The following is a 23,818-nucleotide window of genomic DNA, read 5'->3' as shown; positions in this document are numbered from 1 at the left end:
GGCCACCGGATCCTGGCCGTGGTCCGCGGCTCGGCGGTCAACTCCGACGGCGCGTCGAACGGCCTGACCGCGCCGAACGGCCCGGCCCAGCAGCGCGTCATCCGCGCGGCACTGGCCGACGCCGGACTGTCCACTTCGGACGTAGACGCTGTCGAAGCACACGGCACCGGAACGACCCTCGGTGACCCGATCGAAGCGCAGGCGTTGCTGGCCACCTACGGCCAGTCGCGTGAGACGCCGCTGTGGCTGGGCTCGGTGAAGTCGAACATCGGCCACACCCAGGCGGCGGCGGGTGTCGCGGGTGTGATCAAGATGGTGATGGCGATGCGGCACGGCGTGCTGCCGCGGACGTTGCACGTGGACACGCCTTCGTCCCATGTGGACTGGACGTCGGGTGCGGTCGAACTGCTGACCGAGTCGCGCGAGTGGACGGCCGACCGTCCGCTGCGGGCCGCGGTGTCGTCGTTCGGCATGAGCGGCACCAACGCGCACACGGTCCTGGAAGCCTTCCCGCAGGCCGAAACCGCGCCCAGTCCTGAGGCGGGGCCAGTGCCGTGGGTGCTGTCGGCGCGGTCGGCCGACGCGTTGCGCGGGCAAGCGCAGGCTCTGCTCGCGCAGGTCGGCGCGTCTCCGGCCGACATCGGCTTTTCCTTGGCGACCACCCGGGCTTCGCTCCCGCACCGCGCGGTCGTGATCGGCGACGTCGCTGCGGGCCTGTCCGCGCTGGCCGAGGGCACCCCGGCGGCCAACGTCGTCACCGGCGTGGCCGAGGCGCCGGGCAAGGTCGCGCTGGTGTTCCCCGGCCAGGGCTCCCAGTGGACCGGGATGGCGCTCGAACTCGCGGAGTCCGCACCGGTGTTCGCCGCCCGGCTGGACGAGTGCGCGACCGCGTTGGAATCCTTTGTGGACTGGCGACTTCGTGACGTGCTGGCCGATGCGGAGGCGTTGAGCCGGGTCGACGTGGTGCAGCCTGCGTTGTTCGCGGTGATGGTGTCGCTGGCGGAGCTGTGGCGGTCGTTCGGCGTGGTCCCGGACGCCGTCGTCGGCCACTCCCAAGGGGAGATCGCCGCTGCGGTCGTCTCAGGTGCACTGTCTCTTGAGGACGGGGCACGCGTGGTGACCCTGCGCAGCAGGGCGATCCTCGCCCTGGCCGGCCGCGGCGGAATGGTCTCGGTGGCCGCACCGCTCGACGACGTGGCGGCGAGGCTGGGCGACGGACTGTCGATCGCGGCGGTGAACGGCCCCACTGCCGTCGTCGTCTCCGGGGCGCCGGCTGCGCTCGACGAGCTGATCAAGTTCTGCGAAGCCGACGGGATCCGCGCGAAGCGGGTGCCGGTGGACTACGCCTCCCACTCCGCCCAGGTCGAACAGCTGCGCGACGAACTCCTCGACGTCCTGGCCCCGATCACACCCCGCCCGGGCGAAACCGCCTTCATCTCGACGGTGACCGGCGAGTGGAACGAACACGTCGATGCCGAGTACTGGTACACCAACCTCCGCAGCACCGTCCGCCTCGACACGGCAATCGAGCGCCTGAAGAGCGAAGGTTTCGGGACGTTCATCGAAGCGTCACCGCACCCGGTGCTGACCATGGCGCTCGGCGAGGACGTCGTCGCGCTGGGCTCACTCCGGAAGAACGACGGCGGCCTCACCCGCTTCCACACCGCCCTCGCCGAAGCGCATGTCAAGGGCGTCACCATCGACTGGAAGCCGGCGTTCCCGGACGCCCACGTCGTCGACCTCCCCACCTACGCCTTCCAGCGCAAGCAGTACTGGCCCCGCCCGGCCGCGCGCACCGGCGACGCCGCCGGGCTCGGCCTCGGCGCCGTCGACCACCCGCTGCTCGGCGCCGCCGTCACCCTCGCCGACGACGACCGGCTCGTCCTCACCGGACGGCTCTCGCGGCAGACCCACCCCTGGCTCGCCGACCACGACATCCTCGGCGCCGCCCTGCTGCCCGGCACGGCGTTCGCCGAACTCGCGCTCCACGCGGGCGACCACGCCGACTGCGGCACCGTCGAAGAGCTCACCCTCGGCGCGCCCCTCGCCGTGCCCGCCACCGGCGGCGTCCAGCTCCAGGTCGTCGTCGACCCGCCGGGCGAAGACGGCCGCCGCGGCCTGACCATCAGCGCCCGCCCCGACCAGCCCGGCGCGCGCTGGACCCGGCACGCCCAGGGCGTCCTGGCCCCCGGTTCTCCCGAACTTGCCGGGCTCCCGGCCGAATGGCCCCCGACCGCCGAAGCCCTCGACGTCGACGCCCACTACGCCGCGCTCGCCGAGGCCGGCTACCACTACGGGCCCGCCTTCCGCGGCCTGCGCGCGGCCTGGCGCCACGACGGCGCGGTGTTCGCCGAGGTCGAGGTGCCCGGCACCGACGCGTTCGCCGTGCACCCCGCCCTGCTCGACGCCGCCCTGCACGCATTGGGGCTCGGCGGGTTCTTCCCCGACGACGGCCAAGCGCGGCTGCCGTTCGCCTTCACCGAGGTCGCCCTGTTCGCCACCGGAGCCACGACCCTGCGGGTGCGCCTGGCCGCGGCCGGGCCGAACGCGGTCTCGCTCGTGGCCACCGACCCGGCCGGAAACCCGGTCGCACGCATCGGCTCCCTCGCGTTCCAGGTCACCTCGTCCACAGTGGACGCAACGCCGGAGGCGTTGTTCCGCACGGAATGGACCCCGCTCGCCCAGGTCGTGAGTGGTAAGGCGGGTTCTAACCCGCCTTACCACTCACAACTGGCCAGGCTCGATGTCGTGCCGGCCGCTGTTGTGCTGCCGGTGACGAGTGTCGAGCAGGTCCTCGAAGCCGCGCAGGAGTGGCTGGCCGACGCGCGGTTCGCCCACGCCCGGCTCGTCGTGCTCACCACCGGCGCACTCGCCGCGCTCCCCGGCGACCCGGTGCCCGCCCTGGCCCAGGCCCCGGCCTGGGGTCTGATCCGCTCGGCGCAGTCCGAGCACCCGGGCCGGTTCGTGCTCGTGGACGTCGACGACCGGGCCGACGTGACGGCCGCGATCGGAACCGCGCTCGCCTCGGGCGAACCGCAGGTCGCCGCCCGCGCCGGGACGCTGCTCGTCCCGCGCCTCGCCCATCCGGCGGCGGAGCTGACGCTGCCCGCGGACGACGCCTGGCGCGTCGGCACCACCGGCACCGGCACGCTCGACGGCCTGGCGACGATGCCGGTTCCCGAAGCCGAACTGGGGCCCGACGAGATCCGGGTCGAGGTCCGCGCGGCCGGGCTGAACTTCCGGGACGTCCTCATCACCCTCGGGATGTACCCGGGTCAGGCGCTGATGGGCGGCGAGGCCGCGGGTGTCGTCCGGGAAACCGGGGCACGGGTCCGGGGACTCGCCGTCGGCGACCGCGTCACCGGCCTGTTCACCGGTGCGCTCGGCCCGGTCGCGGTCGCCGACCACCGCCTGGTGACGCCGATGCCGGCGGAGTGGAGCTTCGCCGACGCCGCGTCGGTGCCCGTCGCCTTCGCCACCGCCTACTACGGCCTGTTCGACCTCGGCGGGCTCGAAGCGGGCCAGTCCGTGCTCGTCCACGCGGCCGCGGGCGGCGTCGGGATGGCCGCGGTCCAGCTCGCCCGCTGGAAGAACGCCGAGGTGTTCGCCACCGCGAGCACGTCGAAGCACGACGTGCTCGAAGGATTGGGCCTCGACACCGTCCACATCGGAGACTCCCGCTCACTGTCCTTCGAGGACCACTTCCGCGAGGCGACCGGCGGCCGCGGCGTCGACGTCGTGCTCGACGCTCTGGCCGGCGAGTTCGTCGACGCGTCCCTGCGGCTGCTGCCGCGCGGTGGCCGGTTCGTTGAGATGGGCAAGGCCGACGTCCGCGACGCCGAGGACGTCGCCCGCGCGCACGAAGGGGTGCGCTACCGCGCGTTCGACCTCATCGAAGCGGGCCCCGAACGGCTGCAGGAGATCCTGCGCGAACTCGCCGGGCTCTTCGAAACCGGCGCGCTCACCCCGCTGCCGCGGCGGACCTGGGACATCCGGCAGGTGCCGGAGGCGTTCCGGTTCATCAGCCAGGCCCGGCACGTCGGCAAGAACGTCGTGACCCTGCCGCGGAAACCCGACCCGGACGGCACCGTGCTCGTCACCGGCGGTACCGGCACGCTCGGCGCCCGGATCGCCCGGCACCTGGTGACCGTGCACGGCGTCCGGCGGCTGCTCCTGCTCAGCCGCCGCGGCCCGGACGCTCCCGGCGCCGTCGACCTGGCCGACGAGCTGACCACCCTGGGCGCCGAAGTCTCCGTCGTCGCGTGTGACGCGGCCGACCGGGACGCGCTCGCCGAGGTGCTGGCCGACCGGCCGCTCACCGGGGTGGTGCACACCGCCGGGGTCCTCGACGACGGCCTGCTGACCAGCCTCGATCCGGCGAAGCTCGCGGCCGTGCTGCGGCCCAAGGTCGACGCCGCCGTCAACCTGCACGAGCTGACGCGCGACCAGGACCTCGCGCTGTTCGTGCTCTTCTCGGCGGCCGCGGGCGTGTTCGGCACGGCCGGGCAGGGCAACTACGCGGCCGCGAACACCGCCCTCGACGCCCTGGCCGCGCACCGCCGCGCGCTCGGCCTGCCGGGCGTGTCCCTGGCCTGGGGCCTGTGGGCGGAGGCCAGCGGCATGACCGGCCACCTCGGCGTCGCCGACCTGGCCCGGATATCGCGGGGCGGCATGACCGGGCTGTCCGACGCCGAAGGCCTGGCGCTGTTCGACGCGGCCATCGCCCGCGGTGAAACCTTGGCCGTCCCGGCCCGGCTCGACCTCTCCGCCACGACCGGCCCGGTGCCGCCGCTGCTCCGCGGGCTCGTCCGCGGCACCCGCCGGACCGCCACGGCGGTGCCGACGGGGGACGACCTGACCGCCCGCCTGCGGCACCTGCCGGCCGCCGAGCGCGACCGCCGGCTGCTGGAGCTGGTCCGCGACCACGTCGCCGCGGTGCTCGGCCACGACACGGCCGGCGAGATCGAGCCGGGCCGCTCGTTCGCCGAGCTCGGCTTCGACTCCCTGACCGCCGTCGAACTGCGCAACCGGCTCGGCGCCGTGACCGGCCTGCGGCTGCCCGCGACGCTCGTCTTCGACCACCCGGCCCCGGCGTCTCTGGTGGCCTTCCTGCGGACCGAGCTCTTCGGTGCTGAGCCCGAGCCGGCCGCGGTGATCCCGGCCGGCGCGACCGGTGACGATCCGGTCGTCATCGTCGCGATGAGCTGCCGCTACCCCGGCGCGGTCGCCTCGCCGGAGGACCTGTGGGCCCTGGTCGCGGGCGGCGTCGACGCGATCTCGCCGTTCCCCTCCGACCGCGGCTGGGACCTCGACGGCCTGTACGCGCCCGAACCCGGGACGCCGGGCCGCGTCTCCACGCGCAACGGCGGGTTCGTGGCCGACGCCGGCCGGTTCGACCCGGAACTGTTCGACATCTCGCCGCGCGAAGCGCTGACCATGGACCCGCAGCAGCGGCTCCTGCTGGAAGCGACGTGGGAGGCGTTCGAACGCGCGGGCATCGACCCGCTGTCGGTCCGCGGCAGCCGGACCGGCGTGTTCGTCGGCGCGGCCACCTCCGGCTACGGTGCCGGCGCGGCCACCGACGGTCTCGAGGGGCACCTGATGACCGGCGGGACGTCGTCGGTGGCCTCAGGCCGGCTCTCATACGTGTTCGGCCTGGAAGGCCCGGCGCTCACGGTGGACACGGCGTGCTCGTCGTCGCTGGTGGCACTGCACCTGGCGGTCCAGTCATTGCGAAGCGGCGAATGCGACCTGGCGCTCGCGGGCGGGGTGACGGTCATGCCGACGCCGGGCGTGCTGCTCGCGTTCAGCCAGCAGCGCGGCCTGGCCGGGGACGGCCGGTGCAAGGCGTTCGCCGAGGGCGCGGACGGCACCGGCATGGCCGAGGGCGTCGGCCTGCTGCTGGTGGAGCGGCTGTCGGACGCGCGCCGGCACGGGCACGACGTCCTGGCCGTGGTGCGCGGGTCGGCGGTGAACTCCGACGGCGCGTCGAACGGCCTGACCGCACCGAACGGCCCGTCCCAGCAGCGGGTGATCCGGGCCGCCCTGGCCGACGCGGGCCTGCGTCCGTCCGAAGTGGACGCTGTGGAGGCGCACGGCACCGGGACGAACCTGGGCGACCCGATCGAAGCCCAGGCCCTGCTGGCGACCTACGGGCAGGATCGTTCGACGCCGTTGTGGCTCGGCTCGGTGAAGTCGAACCTGGGGCACACCCAGGCCGCGGCCGGGGTCGCGGGTGTGATCAAGATGGTGCTGGCGATGCGGCACGGCGTCCTGCCGCGGACGTTGCACGTGGACGCCCCGACGTCCCAAGTGGACTGGACGTCCGGTGCGGTCGAGCTGCTGACTTCGGCGCGCGAGTGGACCTCCGACCGGCCGCGGCGCGCGGGTGTCTCGTCCTTCGGCATCTCGGGCACCAACGCCCACACCATCCTCGAGCAAGCCCCGGACGCCGTGGCCGAGGAGCGCTCGCCGGTCACCGGCCCGGTGCCGTGGCTGCTGTCGGCCAAGACCCCGGCGGCCCTGCGCGCCCAGGCCACCCGGCTGCACGACTTCCTCAGCGACCGCGAAGTGGACCCCGCGGACGTGGCGCTGAGCCTGGCCACCACCCGCGCCGACCTCGGCCACCGCGCCGCGGTCGTCGGCGAGACCGGCCCGGAGCTGCTGGCCGGGCTGGCCGCGCTCGGCGACCTCGGCGCCCTCACCGGCAGCGGGACACCCGGCCGCCTGGCCGTCCTCTTCACCGGGCAAGGCGCGCAGCGACCCGGGATGGGCCAGGAGCTGTCCGTCCGGTTCCCGGTGTTCGCGCGGGCCTTCGACGAGGTCCGCGCCCTGCTCGGCGACGTCGGACCGGGCGACCTCGACCAGACGGGGCATGCGCAGCCCGCGATCTTCGCTCTCGAAGTCGCGCTCTTCCGGCTCGTCGAATCCTGGGGCGTCCGGCCGGACTTCGTGGCCGGGCACTCGATCGGCGAACTGGCCGCCGCGCACGTCGCCGGCGTGCTGTCGCTGCCCGAGGCGTGCACGCTGGTCGCCGCGCGGGCGGGCCTGATGCAGGCGCTGCCCGAAGGCGGCGCGATGGTCGCCGTCGGCGCACCCGAAGCGGACGTCGAGGCCGCGTTGACCGACGGCGTCGGCATCGCCGCGGTCAACGGGCCGGCCAGCACCGTGCTCTCCGGTCCGGAGCCCGCCGTGCTGGCGCTCGCGGGTGAGTTCGCGGCCCGCGGTGTCAAGACCAAGCGGCTGCGCGTCAGCCACGCCTTCCACTCGCCGCTGATGGACCCGATGCTGGCGGAATTCGGGACGGTGGCGGCGAAACTGACCTACCGCGAGCCGGTGATCCCGGTCGTGTCGACCCTGACCGGCGCGCTCGTCTCGCCGTTCACGGCCGACTATTGGGTGCGGCACGTGCGGGAGACCGTCCGGTTCGCCGACGCGGTCCGCACCCTCGCCGACCAGGGGACGAGCACCTTCCTGGAGGTCGGCCCCGACGGCGTCCTCTCCGCGATGGCGGCCGAAACCGCCGACGTCCCGGCGATTCCGACCCTGCGCGCCGGCGAAGACGAGCCGCGGGCCGTGGTCACGGCGTTCGCGCGGCTCCGGACCGCCGGTTTCCCGCTCGACGCCTCGGCCCTCCTCGAAGGTGCCCGGCGGACCGAGCTGCCGACGTACGCCTTCCAGCGATCGCACTTCTGGCTCGAACCCGCTTCTCCGGCGTCCACTGTGGACGCTGGCCGGTACCGGGTCGGCTGGCGTCCGGTGGCCGCGTCCGCGGGACGGCTGACCGGCCGCTGGCTCGTCCTCGGCGATGTCCTCGCCGACGACGTCGCGCGGGCGCTGGCCGCTCACGGCGCCGAGCCGGTGGTCTCGTCCGGTGCGGGGGACCGCGCCACCCTGACCGCTCTGCTGCGCGACCACGCCGACGTCGAGGGTGTCGTCTCGTTGCTGGCCCTCACCGGTGACGCGGAGGCGGGGCTCGCCGCCAACCTGACGCTCACCCAGGCCTTCGCCGATTCCGGCGTCCCGGCCCGGCTGTGGTGCCTCACCCAGGGCGCGGTGCACGGCGTTTCCCGCCCGGACCAGGCGACCACCTGGGGTTTCGGCCGGATCGCGGCGCTCGAGCTGCCGTCCGCCTGGGGCGGCCTCGCCGACCTGCCGGAAACCCTCGACGCGGCGGCCGGGGCCCGGCTCGCCGCGGTCCTCGCCGACGGCACCGAAGACGAGGTCGCCATCCGCGCGGACGGCGTCTTCGCCCGCCGGCTCGCCCCCGCCCCGGTTCGGGAAACCCGGGACTGGCGGCCCCGCGGCACGATCCTGATCACCGGCGGCACCGGCGCGCTGGGCGCCGCCATAGCACGGGAACTCGCCGAGGCAGGCGCCGAACACCTCGTCCTCACCAGCCGACACGGCGTCGAGGCACCCGGCGCGGCCGAGCTGGCCTCGGAGCTGTCCGCCCTCGGCGTCCGCGTCACGCTCGCCGCCTGCGACGCGGCCGACCGGGACGCCCTGGCCGGCGTCCTCGCGGCGATCCCGGCGGACCTGCCGCTGACCGCGGTGGTGCACGCGGCCGGGACGGGCCAGCACGGCCCGCTCACCGAGATCACGCCCGAGGAGGTGTCCGCCGTCCTCGCCGGGAAGGTGGCCGGCGCGCGGCACCTCGACGAGCTGACGCACGACCTCGACGTGTTCGTGCTGTTCTCGTCGATCTCCGGGGTGTGGGGCAGCGGCGAGCAGGCGGTTTACGGCGCGGCCAACGCCTTCCTCGACGCGCTCGCCGAAGAACGCCGTGCCCGCGGGCTGGCCGCGACCGCGATCGCGTGGGGCCCGTGGGCCGGCTCGGGGATGGCGGCCGACGCCGACGCCGTCCGGATGCTGCGCGGACGTGGCCTGCCGCCGATCGACCCGGCGAAGGGTGTCGCGGCCTTCCGGCGGGCCCTCTCCGCCGACGACCCGGCCGTCGTCGTCGCGGACGTCGACTGGGCCCGGTTCACGCCGGTCTTCACCGCGGCCCGCCCGCGCCCGCTGCTGGCCGACCTCCCGGCAGCACGGGAGGCCGCGGCCGAGCCGGAGCCGACGTCGACCGGGTTCGCGTCGCTGCCCGCGGGGGAGCGGCCGAAGGCGCTGCTCACGCTGGTCCTCGACCAGGTCGCGGGCGTGCTCGGGCACAGCTCCGGCGCGGTGATCGGGCCCGAACGCGCGTTCAAGGAGCTCGGGTTCGACTCGCTGATGGCTGTCGAGCTGCGCAACCGACTGGGCGCCGGGACCGGGCTGAGCCTGCCCGCATCGCTCGCCTTCGACCATCCGACGGCCGCCGACCTGGCCGAGGAACTCGACCGCCGGTTCGGGGGCGGCGACTCCGGCGTCCGCCTGCTCGACGAGCTCGATCGGCTCGAGGCTGCGTTCGAGACGGCCACCGAAGCGGACCTGGCCCGCGACGAAATCACCGTGCGCCTGAGGGGCGTCCTCTCGCGGTGGACGGAGCTGGCCGGCGGGACCGACCTGAGCGGCGCCGGCGACGACGAGCTCTTCGACTTCATCGACAGCACCTTCCGGACTTCTTGAGACAGTGGGGCTTTGATGGCCAACGAGCAGAAACTCCGTGACTACCTCAAGTTCGTCACGGCCGATCTGAAGGACACCCGCGACCGGCTGGCCGACGTCGAGGCCCGGGACTCCGAGCCCGTCGCGATCGTGGCCATGAGCTGCCGCTACCCGGGCGGCGTCGCTTCGCCCGAGGACCTGTGGCGCCTGGTCGAGAGCGGAACGGACGCCATCGGCGGCTTCCCCGGCGACCGCGGCTGGCCCCTGGGCCCGTTCCAGGGCGGTTTCCTCCACGACGCGGCCGAGTTCGACGCGGATTTCTTCGGCATCTCACCCCGTGAGGCGCTGGCCATGGACCCGCAGCAGCGGCTCCTGCTGGAAACGTCGTGGGAACTCCTGGAGCGGGCCCGGATCGCGCCGAAGTCGTTGCGGCGCAGCAGCACCGGCGTGTTCGTGGGTGGCGCGGCGTCCGGGTACGGCACCGCCGGCGACGAGGAGGTGGCCGGCTACCTGCTCACCGGAACGGCGGGCAGTGTCCTTTCCGGACGGCTGTCGTACCACCTCGGCCTGGAGGGCCCGTCGCTCACGATCGACTCGGCGTGCTCGTCCTCGCTGGTGGCGTTGCACCTCGCTGCGCAGGCATTGCGACGCGGCGAGTGCACCCTCGCGATCGCGGGCGGCGTCACGATCATGGCCACCCCGGGCACGTTCGCCGAGTTCGACCGCCAGGGCGGCCTGGCCGCGGACGGCCGTTGCAAGGCCTTCGCCGACGCGGCCGACGGAACGGGCTGGGCCGAAGGCGTGGGGTTGCTGCTGGTGGAGCGCCTGTCGGACGCGCGCCGCAACGGCCACCCGGTCCTGGCGCTCCTCCGCGGCTCGGCGGTGAACTCCGACGGCGCGTCGAACGGCCTCACGGCGCCGAACGGCCCGTCCCAGCGCCGCGTGATCACGGCGGCGTTGTCGGCGGCGGGGTTGTCCCCATCGGACGTCGACGTCGTCGAGGCCCACGGAACGGGCACGGCCCTGGGCGACCCGATCGAGGCCCAGGCCCTGCTGGCGACGTACGGCCAGGACCGCGCGACGCCGTTGTGGCTGGGATCGGTGAAGTCGAACATCGGCCACACGCAGTCGGCGTCCGGCGTGGCGGGCGTGATCAAGATGGTGCAGGCCATGCGCCATGGCGTCCTCCCGCAGACGTTGCACGTGGACTCGCCATCGTCCAAAATAGACTGGTCTACGGGCGAGGTCCGGCTACTGACCTCGGCGCGCGAGTGGCCGGCTGAACGCCCACGCCGGGCGGGCGTGTCGTCGTTCGGGATTTCGGGGACGAACGCGCACGTGATCCTGGAGGGGGTTTCGCCTTCGCCTACTTCGTCGCCGTCGTCTCTTTCGGGGCCGGTTCCGTGGCTGGTGTCGGCGCGTGGCGCGGAGGCTCTGTGTGCGCAGGCTGCGGCTCTTGTGCCTTATGCCGATGAGCCTCCCTTGGAGGTTGGTGCGACGCTGTTGTCCGGCCGGGCGACGTTCGAGGATCGAGCGGTGGTGTTCGGCTCGTCGGCGGCCGAGTTCCGGACGGGCCTTTCGGCTCTGGCTGCGGGCGGTGAAGCGCCCAACGTGGTGCGCGGAAGGGTTGTCCCGGGCGGGTTGGCGGTGTTGTTCACCGGCCAGGGTGCGCAGCGGGTGGGGATGGGTCTGGAGCTGTACGAGCGGTTCCCGGTCTATGCTGCGGCCTTCGATGAGGTCCTTTCGCACTTCGATCCGTCGTTGCGGGCGGCTTTTGATGATCAGTCGCTGTTGGATCGGACGGAGTTCACCCAACCGGCGTTGTTCGCGCTCGAGGTGGCGCTGTTTCGGTTGGTGTCGTCCTTCGGTGTGCGCCCGGACTTCGTGGCTGGCCATTCGATCGGCGAACTGGTCGCTGCCCATGTGGCCGGTGTCCTCTCCCTCGAGGATGCCTGCCGCCTGGTCTCCGCTCGCGCGTCGTTGATGCAGGCGCTGCCCGCCGGTGGCGCGATGGTCTCGATCGCCGCCCCCGAATCTGCCATCCCCCTCACCGAGGGTGTCGCCATCGCAGCGGTCAATGGCCCTGAGTCGGTCGTGATCTCCGGCGACGAGGCGGCGGTCCTCGCGATCGCCGCTCAGTTCCCCAAGACCAAGCGTCTCCCGGTGAGCCACGCGTTCCACTCCCCACTCATGGACCCAATGCTCGCCGAGTTCCGCGCGATCGCCGAGACCCTCACGCACCACCCAGCGCAGATACCAGTGCTCTCGAATGTGAGCGGTGCTCTCGCTTCGACGTTCTCAGCCGACTACTGGGTCCGCCACGTGCGCGAGACGGTCCGCTTCGCCGACGGAGTGTCCACCTTGGAATCCGCGGGCGTCGGCGTGTTCCTGGAGCTGGGCCCCGACGGCATCCTCAGCGCGATCGTCGGCGGCACGGCGATCCCGGCGTTGCGACGCGACCGCTCTGAAACGAGAGCACTGCTCTCGGCGTTGAGCACTGCTCACGTCCAGGGCGTGGACGTCGACTGGACACAGCTCCTGCCTGCCGAGGCGCACGCGGACCTGCCCACGTACGCGTTCCGGCGACGGCACTACTGGCTGACCGGTCCGTCGCCGGAAGTGTCCACGGAGGACCAGGCGTTCTGGTCGGCGGTCGAAAGCCCGAACCTCGCGGAAACGCTGGGTCTCGACGAGCAGCTGGCGGAAGCCATCCGCCCGGCGTTGTCGGCGTGGCGCGACCGAAGCCGCCGGGACGGCAAGGTGGCGTCGTGGCGCTACCGGACCGAGTGGAAACCGCTGGTCCCGGCAGCCGGACAACCGGGCGACTGGCTGTTGATCGCCCCCGAGGGCAGCGAACCGGCCGCGGCCTTGGCGACCCTGCTCACCGGCGTCGTACCCCTGACCGTGACGAACGAGTCCCGCCCCGCACTGGCCGACCGCGTCCGCGAGCTGCCAGCCCACAACTGGACGGCAATCCTCTCGCTGGTCGACCTCCCGGCAACGGCAACCTTGGTCCAAGCCCTCGGCGACGCGGGCATCAAGGCCCCGCTGTGGTCCCTGACCCGCGGAGCGGTGACGATCGGCCGATCCGACGAGCTGAAGGCCCCGGAACAGGCGTCCCTCTGGGGATTCGGCCGAACGGCGGCCCTGGAACACCCCGACCGCTGGGGCGGTTTGGTGGACCTCCCGTCAACTCTGGACACCCGAGCGGCAGCCCGGCTGCTGGCGGTCCTCGCCGGTAGCGAAGATCAAGTGGCCATCCGAGCCTCCGGAGCATTCGCCCGCCGCTTGGTCCCCGCCCCGCCCACCGGCCCCTCCCGGAATTGGCACCCGCGCGGCACGGTCCTGATCACCGGAGGAACTGGAGCGCTGGGCGCCCGCGTCGCCCGCTGGGCCGCCGCCAACGGAGCCGACCGGCTCGTCCTGATCTCCCGCCGCGGCCCCGACACCCCCGGCGCAGAGGACCTGGCCGCCGAACTCACCAACGCAGGGACCGAAACCACCATCAAGTCCTGCGACGTAACCGACCGCGACGCCCTGGCGGCCGTAGTCGACCAAATAGGCGACGACCTCCGCGCGGTGGTCCACACGGCAGGCACCCTCGACGACGGCATCATCGACACCCTCACGCCCGAGCGCCTCGCCAACGTCGAAGCGGCGAAGGTCACCGGCGCGGTCAACCTGAGCGAACTCACCCACAACCTGGACGCATTCATCGTCTTTTCGGGCTTGGCGGGCACCCTCGGAGCGGCGGGCCAAGCTGCCTACGCAGCGGCCAACGCCCGCCTCGACGCCCTGGCCGAAGCCCGCCGGGCAGCAGGCCAGCCGGCCCTCGCGGTGGCATGGGGCCCCTGGTCCGGAGGAGGCATGGCAGGAGCCGACATAACGGCACGGCTAGCCGCCGCCGGCCTCCGCCCACTGGACCCCGACCTCGCCCTGGCGGCGCTCGAAGGCGCCCTGTCCACAGGCGACACAACGATCACCATCGCCGACATCGACTGGCAGATTTTCGCCCCGGCATTCACGGCGGTCCGCCCAAGCCCCCTGCTCGCGGAACTCCCAGCACCCGCCCCCAACGCGGGCGGCATCACTGCGCCCGCCACCAATCGTGCCTTTCCCGCCGCCTCCAAGACGGCCAACACCATCGCGCGCAGCACCACCGCCAACCCCGCTGCGGCGGCTGCCGCCAACTCCGCTGCGGCTGCTGCCGTCAACCCTGCCGCGGCTGCTGCCGCCAACCCTGCTGCGGCCTCTGCCGTCAACCCTGCCGCGGCTGCTGCCGCAAACCCCGCTGCGGTGGGCGCCCGCAATGCCGCCGCGGCTGCCGTTGCCAACCCCGCCGTCAATCCCGCCGCAGGAGGCGCCCGCAATCCCGCCGCGGCCGCCGCCCGCGACTCCGCCGCTGCTGGCGCGCGCGACTCCGCCGCTGCTGGCGCGCGCGACTCCGCCGCAACCGCTGCCCCCGACTCCGCCACTGGCGCGCGAGGCTTCACCGCCGCCGGTGTTCTTGAGCTTGTCCGGGAACAGGTTGCCGCCGTGCTGGGGCATGGCTCGGGCGGCTCTGTCGATCGGCGGCGGCCCTTCAGCGACCTGGGCTTCACCTCTCTCTCGGCCGTCGAACTGCGCAACCGGCTGCGCTCCGCCACCGGGCTTGAGTTGTCCGCCACCCTCACCTTCGACCATCCCGATCCGGATGCTCTCGCCCGGCATCTGTGTGCACTGCTCCAAGGTGAGAGCACTGCTCTCGAAATGGAGCACCCTGCCGGATTGCGCGATGACGAGCCGATCGCCATCGTGGCGATGGCTTGCCGGTTCCCCGGGGATGTTCGCTCGCCCGAAGACCTTTGGGACCTCGTCGCCCGCGGGGGCGATGCCCTGTCCGCTCCGCCGGTCGATCGCGGGTGGCCGGCCGGGCTGGGCGCCGTCAAGCCGGGTGGGTTTCTCACAGACGTGGCCGATTTCGATGCCGAGCTCTTCGGCATCTCGCCGCGCGAAGCCACGGCCATGGACCCGCAGCAGCGGCTCCTCCTCGAGACCGCCTGGGAGCTCTTCGAGCGCGCCGGCCGGGATCCGCGCTCGGTGCGCGGTGAGCGCGTCGGCGTCTTCGCCGGCACCAACGGCCAGGACTACCCTGCCTTGCTCACCGACGCGGGCGACGACGTCGCCGGCTACGTCGGCACGGGCAACGCCGCCGCCGTCGTCTCCGGCCGGATCGCCTACGCCTTCGGGCTCGAAGGGCCCGCCGTCACCGTTGACACCGCGTGCTCGTCCTCGCTGGTCGCGCTCCACTGGGCGCGCCAGGCACTGCGGGCGGGCGAGTGCGATCTCGCCGTCGCCGGTGGCGTCACCGTGATGGCGACGCCGGGTGCGTTCGTCGAGTTCGACCGCCAGGGCGGGCTCGCCCCGGACGGCCGCTGCAAGGCCTTCGCCGAGGGCGCCGACGGTACGGGCTGGGGCGAAGGCGTCGGCCTGCTGCTGGTGGAACGGCTGTCGGACGCGCGCCGCAACGGTCACGAGGTCCTGGCCGTGGTCCGCGGTTCGGCGGTCAACTCCGATGGTGCGTCGAATGGCTTGACGGCGCCGAACGGCCCGTCGCAGCAGCGGGTGATCCGGGCGGCTCTCGCCGACGCCGGTCTCGGTCCGTCCGAAGTGGACGCCGTGGAGGCGCACGGCACCGGCACCAGGCTCGGCGACCCGATCGAGGCGCAGGCCTTGCTGGCCACCTACGGCCAGGGCCGCGACGAGCCGCTGTGGCTGGGGTCGGTCAAGTCCAACCTGGGCCACACGCAGGCCGCGGCCGGCGTCGCCGGGATCATCAAGATGGTCATGGCGATGCGGAACGGCGTCCTGCCGCGCACGCTGCACGTCGACGCGCCCTCGTCGCAGGTGGACTGGTCGGCGGGCGCGGTGGAAGTGCTCGCCGAGACGCGGAAGTGGCCGTCCGACCGGCCGCGCCGCGCGGGCGTGTCGTCCTTCGGGATCTCCGGCACCAACGCCCACACCATCCTCGAACAGGCGCCGGACGACGTCGTCGTGCACGACACCGCGCCGGTGGGTCTACTTCCGGTGCCGGTCTCGGCGCGGACCGAGCCGGGGTTGCGCGAGCAAGCCCGTCGTCTGCTCGCCGCCGAGCGCGGCGCCCTGCCGGACGTCGCTTTTTCGCTGGCGACCGGCCGCGCGGCCCTGTCCCGGCGCGCGGTGGTGCTCGCCGAGGACGACGGTGACCTCGTTCGCGGCTTGACGGCGCTGGCGGACGGGGCGCCGGATCCGGGCGTGATCCGCGGTGACGTCGAACCGGGCTCGCTCGCCGTGCTCTTCACCGGGCAGGGCGCGCAGCGGGTCGGCATGGGACGGGGACTGTACGACCGGTTCCCGGTGTACGCCGAGGCGTTCGACGCCGTGTGTGCGGAGTTCGACCTGCTGTTGGAGCGTCCGCTGCACGATGTCGTCTTCGCGAGGTCCACTTTGGACGCGACCGGATCGGCGCAACCTGCGTTGTTCGCGGTCGAAGTCGCGTTGTACCGTCTTTTCGAATCGTGGGGAGTGCGTCCGGACTTCGTTGCCGGCCACTCGATCGGCGAAATCTCGGCCGCCCACGTCGCCGGAGTTCTGTCTCTTGTGGACGCTTGTCGATTGGTCGCGGCACGGGCGTCACTGATGCAGGCGCTGCCCGCCGGTGGGGCGATGGTGTCGATCGCGGCTCCCGAGTCCGCGATCGTTCTGCAAGAGGGTGTCTCGATCGCGGCGGTGAACGGCCCGGAGTCCGTGGTGATCTCCGGCGACGAGGCCGCGGTCCTGGCCATCGCCGCCGAGTTCGCCGAGCGCGGTGTGAAGACCAAGCGGCTCACGGTGAGTCACGCGTTCCACTCGCCGTTGATGGATCCGATGCTCGACGAGTTCCGTGCGGTCGCCGAACAACTCCAGTACCACCCGGCACAGATACCGGTGCTCTCGAATGTGAGCGGTGCTCTCGCTTTGCCGTTTGACGCGGCATATTGGGCGCGGCACGTGCGGGAGGCGGTCCGGTTCGCCGACGGGGTGTCCACTTTGGAGGAATCCGGGGTCGGGGTGTTCCTGGAACTGGGGCCCGACGGGGTGCTCAGCTCGATGGTCCCGGGCCGGGCGATCCCGGCGCTGCGTCGCGACCGCGACGAGGTGCGGACGTTCTTCACGGCGTTGGCCGGGTTGTCCACCGCCGGGGTGCCGGTGGACTGGACGGAGCTGCCCGGCCGCCGGATTCCGTTGCCCACGTACGCTTTCCAGCGCGAGCGCTTCTGGCCGGCCCCGCGTCCGGCGGGTGGCGAGCTCGACGCGCAGTTCTGGTCGGCCGTCGACCGCGCGGACGTCGCCGGGCTGGCGGCCGGGACGGGTGTGCCGGAGGAGGACGTCGCCAAGGTGCTGCCCGCGCTGGCGTCCTGGCGGCGGGACCGGGCCGGAGCCGTGGAGACCGAGTCGTGGCGCTACCGGGTGACCTGGGTTCCGGTGCCCGAGCCGGGCGCGGTAATCCCGTCGGGCCGGTACGCGATCGTGGCGGCCCCGGGTGCGGCGCGCCGCTGGGCGGATGCGCTGGTGCGGCCCGGAGTCTGCGTGGCCGGGCCGGGAGAGCCGGCCGAGGGGCCGTTCGACGGAGTCGTCCTGGTTTCGGCCCCGGGTGACGACGCCTTGGCCGACGCGGCGGCGCTGGCCCGGGCCGGCGTGGGGCCGCTGTGGTGCGTGACCTCGGGTGCGGTCGCCGTGCCCGGGGACGCGGCTGCCGGGGATCCGGGGTTGGCCGCGCTGTGGGGGTTCGGCCGGGCGCTGGCCCTGGAGACGCCGGACCGGTGGGGCGGCTTGGTCGATGTCCCGGAGACCCCGGACGAGCGCCTCGTCGCGCAGGTGTGGGGAATTGTCGCCGGTGCGCGTGGCCCACTCCAAGCGGTCCAGCACGGCGCCGACGCAGAGGACCAAATCGCCCTGCGGCCGTCCGGCACCTACGCCCGGCGGATCGTCCGCGCCCCGCTACCCGCCGCGCAATGGACTCCCAGTGGCACCGTCCTCGTCACCGGCGGCACCGGGGCCCTCGGCGCCACCGTGGCCCGCTGGGCCGCGCGCGCCGGTGCCGACCACCTCGTCCTCCTCAGCCGCCGCGGCCCTCAAGCCCCCGGCGCCGACAGCCTCGTCGAGGACCTCGAGGCCGCCGGGGCGAAAGCGACCGTCCTCGCCTGCGACGTCTCCGACCGCGACGACCTGGCCCGGGCGATCGGACAGATCCCGCAGGTCACCGCCGTCGTCCACGCCGCCGGGGTCAGTCAGGCCACCGCCTTCGCCGACCTTTCCGACGACGACTTCCGCAAGGTCCTCCACGCCAAAGTCGCCGGCGCCGACCACCTCGACCAGCTCCTCGGTGACGACCTCGACGCCTTCATCCTCTTCTCCTCCATCTCCGGCATCTGGGGCGCGGGCGGCCAGACCGCCTACGCCGCCGCCAACGCGCACCTCGACGCCCTCGCCGAACGTCGACGCGCCGCCGGGCGGAAAGCCACCTCCGTCGCGTGGGGGCCGTGGGCCGGCAGCGGGATGGCCGCCGGTGCCGCCGAGCAGGAGCACCTGCGCCGGCGAGGGCTGACGCCGCTGCCGGCCGATGCTGCTCTCACCGCGATGCGGACCGCGGGGGAGGACTCGGTGGTCGTCGCCGATGTCGACTGGGCCCGGTTCGCCGCCGCCTTCACCGCCACCCGGCCGAGCCGGCTGCTGGCCGAGCTGCCCGAGGCGAAGCTGCCCGAACCGCAGCCGGCCGAGGTTCGGCGGCCCGCCGACCTGCTCGCCCTGGTCCGGACCGAAGCCGCGCAGGTGCTGGGGCACGCCACGGCCGACGCCGTCGACGCCAAGCGGGCCTTCACCGAACTCGGCTTCGACTCGCTCACCGCCGTCGAGCTGCGGACCCGGCTCGCCGCCGCGACCGGGCTCACCCTGCCGCCGACCCTCGTCTTCAACCACCCCAACGCCACCGCGCTCGCCGAGCACCTGCGCGCGCAGCTGGACGACGGCGCCCCGAGCGTCCTGGCCGAGCTCGACCGGCTGGAAGCGGCCCTCGCCGCCGGCGAACCCGACCGGCTGACGCGGACCGAACTCGCCGTGCGGCTGCAAACCCTGCTGGGCCGCTATTCCGAACGAGAAGAAAAGACCGGCGAACTCGATTTCGCCGATGATGACGCACTTCTTGAATTCATCAACAATGATCTCGGGAAATTGTAAAACGCCCGTAGGGGCCCCTGTCGGCGGGATCTTTAGGGGTTGTAGGCCTAAAACCGGTCCCATAGCCTCACTTTGATGCCACTTCGGCGCGCGGATGTGCCGGGTGTCCGCACTTCGCTGGAGAAAAGGCTGGTGGCACTGAGATGGCCGACGAGGAGACGCTGCGCGAACACCTCAGGTGGGTCACGACCAATCTGCACCAGACGCGCCGGCGGCTGCAGGCGGTGGAAGACGCCGAGCAGGAACCGATCGCGATCGTCGGAATGGGGTGCCGCCTGCCCGGCGGCGTCAACAGCCCGGAACAGCTGTGGGACCTGGTCGCCGCGGGCGCCGACGCCGTCACCGGGTTCCCGGACAACCGCGGCTGGGACCTCGACAGTCTCCGCGACCCCGATCCGGACCGGCCCGGCACCTCCCACACCGCGTCCGGCGGCTTCCTGCACGACGTCGCCGACTTCGACGCCGGCTTCTTCGGCATCTCCCCGCGCGAAGCCCTCGCCATGGACGCCCAGCAGCGGCTGCTCCTGGAGACGACCTGGGAGGCCATCGAACGCGCCCGCATCGACCCGGCGTCGCTGGCGGGCTCCGAGACCGGTGTCTTCGTCGGCAACACCGGCCAGGACTACGCGAACCTCATGCGCGGCGCCGGCGACAACCTCGAAGGCCACCTGCTCACCGGCACCGCGACCGCCGTCGTCTCCGGGCGGCTGGCGTACTTCCTCGGCCTCGCGGGGTCCGCCGTCACCGTCGACACGGCTTGTTCCTCTTCGCTCGTTGCGCTGCACTGGGCCTGTCACGCGCTTCGCCGCCGCGAGTGCTCCCTCGCCCTCGCCGGCGGCGTGACCGTCCTGTCCACCCCGGCGGCGTTCGTCGCCTTCAGCCGGCAGCGCGGCCTGGCGCCCGACGGCCGCTGCAAGTCCTTCGCCGACGCCGCCAACGGCACCGGCTGGGGCGAAGGCGCCGGCATGCTGGTCCTCGAACGACTGTCCGACGCCCAGCGGCACGGCCACCCGGTGCTCGCCGTCGTCCGCGGCTCGGCGATCAACTCCGACGGCGCCTCCAACGGCCTCACCGCCCCCAACGGCCCCGCCCAGGAGCGCGTCATCGCCGACGCCCTCGCCAACGCGCGGCTCTCGGCGAAGCAGGTCGACGCGGTCGAGGCGCACGGCACCGGCACCACCCTCGGCGACCCGATCGAGGCGCAGGCCCTGCTGGCCACCTACGGCCGCGCCCGCCCCGCCGACGACCCGCTGTTCCTCGGCTCGCTGAAGTCGAACATCGGCCACACCCAGGGTGCCGCGGGGGTCGCCGGGGTGATCAAGATGGTCATGGCGATGCGGCACGGCGTCCTGCCGCGGACATTGCACGTCGACGCCCCGACCTCGCACGTCGACTGGGCGTCCGGCGGGGTCCGGCTGCTCACCGAGGCCCGGCCCTGGCCGGAGACCGGCGAGCCGCGCCGCGCGGGCGTGTCCGCGTTCGGCATGAGCGGCACCAACGCCCACGCCATCCTCGAAGCCGCACCGGACGCCGAGGAACCGGCACCTTCGAACGCGACCGGCCCGGTGCCGTGGGTGCTGTCCGCGCGGACCCCCGACGCGCTCAAGGCGCAGGCCGCGGCACTGGCCGGGCACGAAGGGGAGGCCGCAGACGTCGGGTTTTCGCTGGTCAGCACCCGGACGGCGTTCCCGCACCGCGCGGTCGTGGTCGGCGATCTCGCCGGTGGTCTCACCGCGCTCGCCGAGGGCGTCCCGGCGGCGAACGTCATCACCGGGGAGGCTGGTGCGCCGGGCAAGGTGGCCCTCGTTTTTCCCGGCCAGGGGTCGCAGTGGGCCGGGATGGCGCTCGAGCTCGCAGAATCGTCGCCGGTGTTCGCGGCCCGTCTCGAGGAATGCGGCACGGCCCTGAAGTCCTTTGTGGACTGGAATCTCCGTGACGTGCTGGCCGACGCGGAGGCGTTGAGCCGGGTCGATGTGGTGCAGCCTGCGTTGTTCGCGGTGATGGTGTCGTTGGCGGAGCTGTGGCGGTCGTTCGGTGTTGTTCCGGATGCGGTGGTCGGTCACTCGCAGGGTGAGATCGCGGCTGCGGTTGTCGCGGGTGCGCTGTCGCTTGAGGACGGTGCTCGGGTGGTGGCGTTGCGGAGCAAGGCGATCCTGGCGCTGGCCGGTGGTGGCGGGATGGTGTCCGTCGCGGCCGCCAGGGAAACCGTCGAGGAGATGCTGAGCGAAGGCCTCTCGATCGCCGCGGTGAACGGCCCGGCCGCCGTGGTGGTGTCCGGTGCGTCGAACGATCTCGACGAGCTGATCAAGTCCTGCGAAGCCGACGGGATCCGTGCGAAGCGGGTGCCCGTGGACTACGCGTCCCACTCGGCGCAGGTCGAGCAACTGCGTGACGAGCTGCTGGACGTCCTCGCGCCGGTCACACCCCGCGAGAGCGAGATCGCCTTCCTCTCGACCGTGACCGGCGAGTGGAACGAACGGGTGGATGCCGAGTACTGGTACACCAATCTCCGCAGCACGGTCCGTCTCGACACGGCGATCGAGCGGCTGAAGTCCGAAGGTTTCGGGACGTTTATCGAAGCGTCGCCGCACCCGGTGCTGACCATGGCGCTCGGCGAAGACGTCGTCGCGCTGGGATCACTCCGGAAGAACGACGGCGGCCTCACCCGCTTCCACACCGCCCTCGCCGAGGCCCACGTCAGGGGTGTCGCCGTCGACTGGACCCCGGCCTTCCCCGGCGCCCGTACGGTCGACCTCCCCACCTATGCCTTCCAGCGTGAACGGTTCTGGCCCACCGTCGTCGCGGACCCCGGTGACGCGGGCGCGCTCGGCCTCAGCACCACCGGGCACCCGCTGCTCGGCGCGGCGGTGACCCTGGCCGCGGGCGACGGTCTCGTCCTCACCGGACGCGTCTCCCCGCAGGCGCAGCCGTGGCTGGCCGACCACGCCGTGCACGGCACGATCCTGTTACCCGGCACCGCGTTCGTCGAACTGGCCGTGCAGGCCGGCGACCGCGCCGGCTGCGGCACCGTCGAGGAGCTCACCCTCGAAACCCCGCTGACGCTGCCCGACGGCGACGCCCGCGCGCTGCAGGTCTGGGTGGGCGCGGCCGACGAAACCGGCCGGCGCGCCATCGAGGTCCATTCGCGCCGCGACGACGACGACCCGTGGACGCGCCACGCGACCGGCGTGCTCGCGCCCGGCACCCCCGAAGCCGGGTTCACCTTGGACTCCTGGCCGCCCGAGGGCGCGGCCAGGATCGACCTCGACGGGTTCTACGACGGCCTCCGCGCGGCGGCGGGTTACGGCTACGGGCCCGCTTTCCAGGGCTTGCGTTCGGCCTGGCGCCGCGGCGGCGAGATCTTCGCCGAGGTCGCACTGCCGGACGACCGCGACGCGGCCCGCTTCGGCCTGCACCCGGCCCTGCTGGACACGGCCCTGCACCCCCTCGCCCTGATGATGTCCACTGAGGACGGACAGGCCAGACTGCCGTTTGCCTGGACGGGCGTGACCCTGCACGCGACCGGCGCGTCGGCGCTGCGCGTCCGCCTCACCCGCCGCGGCGCGGACGACGTCACGGTCGAGGTCGCGGACCCGGCGGGCGCCCCGGTCGCGACGGCGGAATCCCTCGTCATCCGCCCGCTCCCCACCGGCGGGCTGGACCGTGCCGACGATCTGTACGAAGTGGACTGGACCGAAGTCCCGGCCGGAGCGGCCGAGGCCGACGCCGTCTTCGAAGCGATCGGCGGGGCGCCGGTCCACCTCGTGCTCGGGCTCGTCCAGGACTGGCTCGCCACCGAGCGGCCCGAGGTGCTCGTCTTCGTCAGCAGCGGCGCCGTCGCCGTGCACGACGGTGAAGCTCCCGATCCCGGCCTCGCCGCCGCGTGGGGGCTCGTGCGCTCGGCCCAGTCGGAACACCCCGGCCGGTTCGCGCTGCTGGACACCGACGACCCCGAACACCCGATCGTCCCGCTCGAGCCGCAGACGGCCGTCCGCGGTGGACGTCACTTCGTGCCCCGGCTCGCCCGGGTCACCGCCACCGGCGAGACGCCGGACTGGGGTGACGGCGCCGTCCTCGTGACCGGCGCCTCGGGCGTGCTCGGCGGGCTCGTCGCCCGGCACCTCGCGCGGCAGCACGGCGTCCGGGACCTGGTCCTGCTCAGCCGCCGCGGCGCGGACGCGCCCGGCGCCGCCGAACTCGCCGCCGACCTGCCGGACGCCGTCTTCGTCGCCTGCGACGCCGCCGATCGCGACGCACTCGCCGAAGTGCTGGCCGCGCACCGGATCACCGCCGTCGTGCACGCCGCCGGTGTCCTCGACGACGGCGTCGTCGAGGCCCTCACCCCGGAGCGGCTGGCCGCGGTCCTGCGCCCGAAGGCCGACGCCGCCCGCAACCTCGACGAGCTGACCGCCGATCTCGCCGCGTTCGTGCTCTTCTCCGCCGCCGCGGGCACCACCGGCGGCAGCGGCCAGGGCAACTACGCCGCCGCCAACGCCTACCTCGACGCGCTCGCCCAGCGTCGCCGGGCGGCCGGGCAGCCCGCCGTGTCGCTGGCCTGGGGCCTGTGGGCCGAGGCCAGCGGGATGACCGGGCACCTCGACGACGGCGCGCGCGACCGGCTCGGCCGCTCCGGCGTGCGGCCCCTGGACGCCGCGCAGGGGCTGGCCCTGTTCGACCGCGCCGTCGCCGCGGGCCCGGCCGCGCTGGTCCCGATCGCCCTCGACGCCGCCGCACTGCGCCGGCAGGCCGCCGACGGCACCGTCTCGCCGTTGTTCCGCGGCCTCTTCCCCGCCCCCGCACGCCGCGCCGCCGCGGCCGGCGGACACGGCGGCGAGCTCTCCGAAGAGGGCCTGCTCGATCTGGTCCGGACGCAGGTGGCGGCCGTCCTCGGGCACGCGTCCGCGCAGGCCGTCGACCCCGCCCGCGCGTTCAAGGACCTCGGGTTCGACTCGCTGACCGCGGTCGACCTCCGCAACCGCCTCGCCGCCGCCACCGGCCTGCGACTGCCCGCGACGCTCGTGTTCGACCACCCGACGCCGGCGGT

Annotated in this window: 2 protein-coding genes and 1 pseudogene; all 3 read left to right on the top strand. The window is 73.5% G+C overall.

The window, feature by feature from the left end:
* The coding region (locus tag ACWEVN_RS31040; protein WP_452053635.1) for an SDR family NAD(P)-dependent oxidoreductase at positions 1-9,561 on the top strand (9,561 nt) is incomplete at its 5' end.
* 15 nt (positions 9,562-9,576) lie between these two features.
* On the top strand, positions 9,577-18,774 hold the full coding sequence (locus ACWEVN_RS31035; protein ID WP_452053634.1) for a type I polyketide synthase: 9,198 nt from the start codon (positions 9,577-9,579) through the stop codon (positions 18,772-18,774).
* 170 nt (positions 18,775-18,944) lie between these two features.
* Positions 18,945-23,818: pseudogene (locus ACWEVN_RS31030) on the top strand (type I polyketide synthase); the annotation flags it as partial.

Source organism: Amycolatopsis sp. NPDC003861, assembly GCF_053605405.1.
This window is presented reverse-complemented; position numbering and strand designations above follow the sequence as displayed.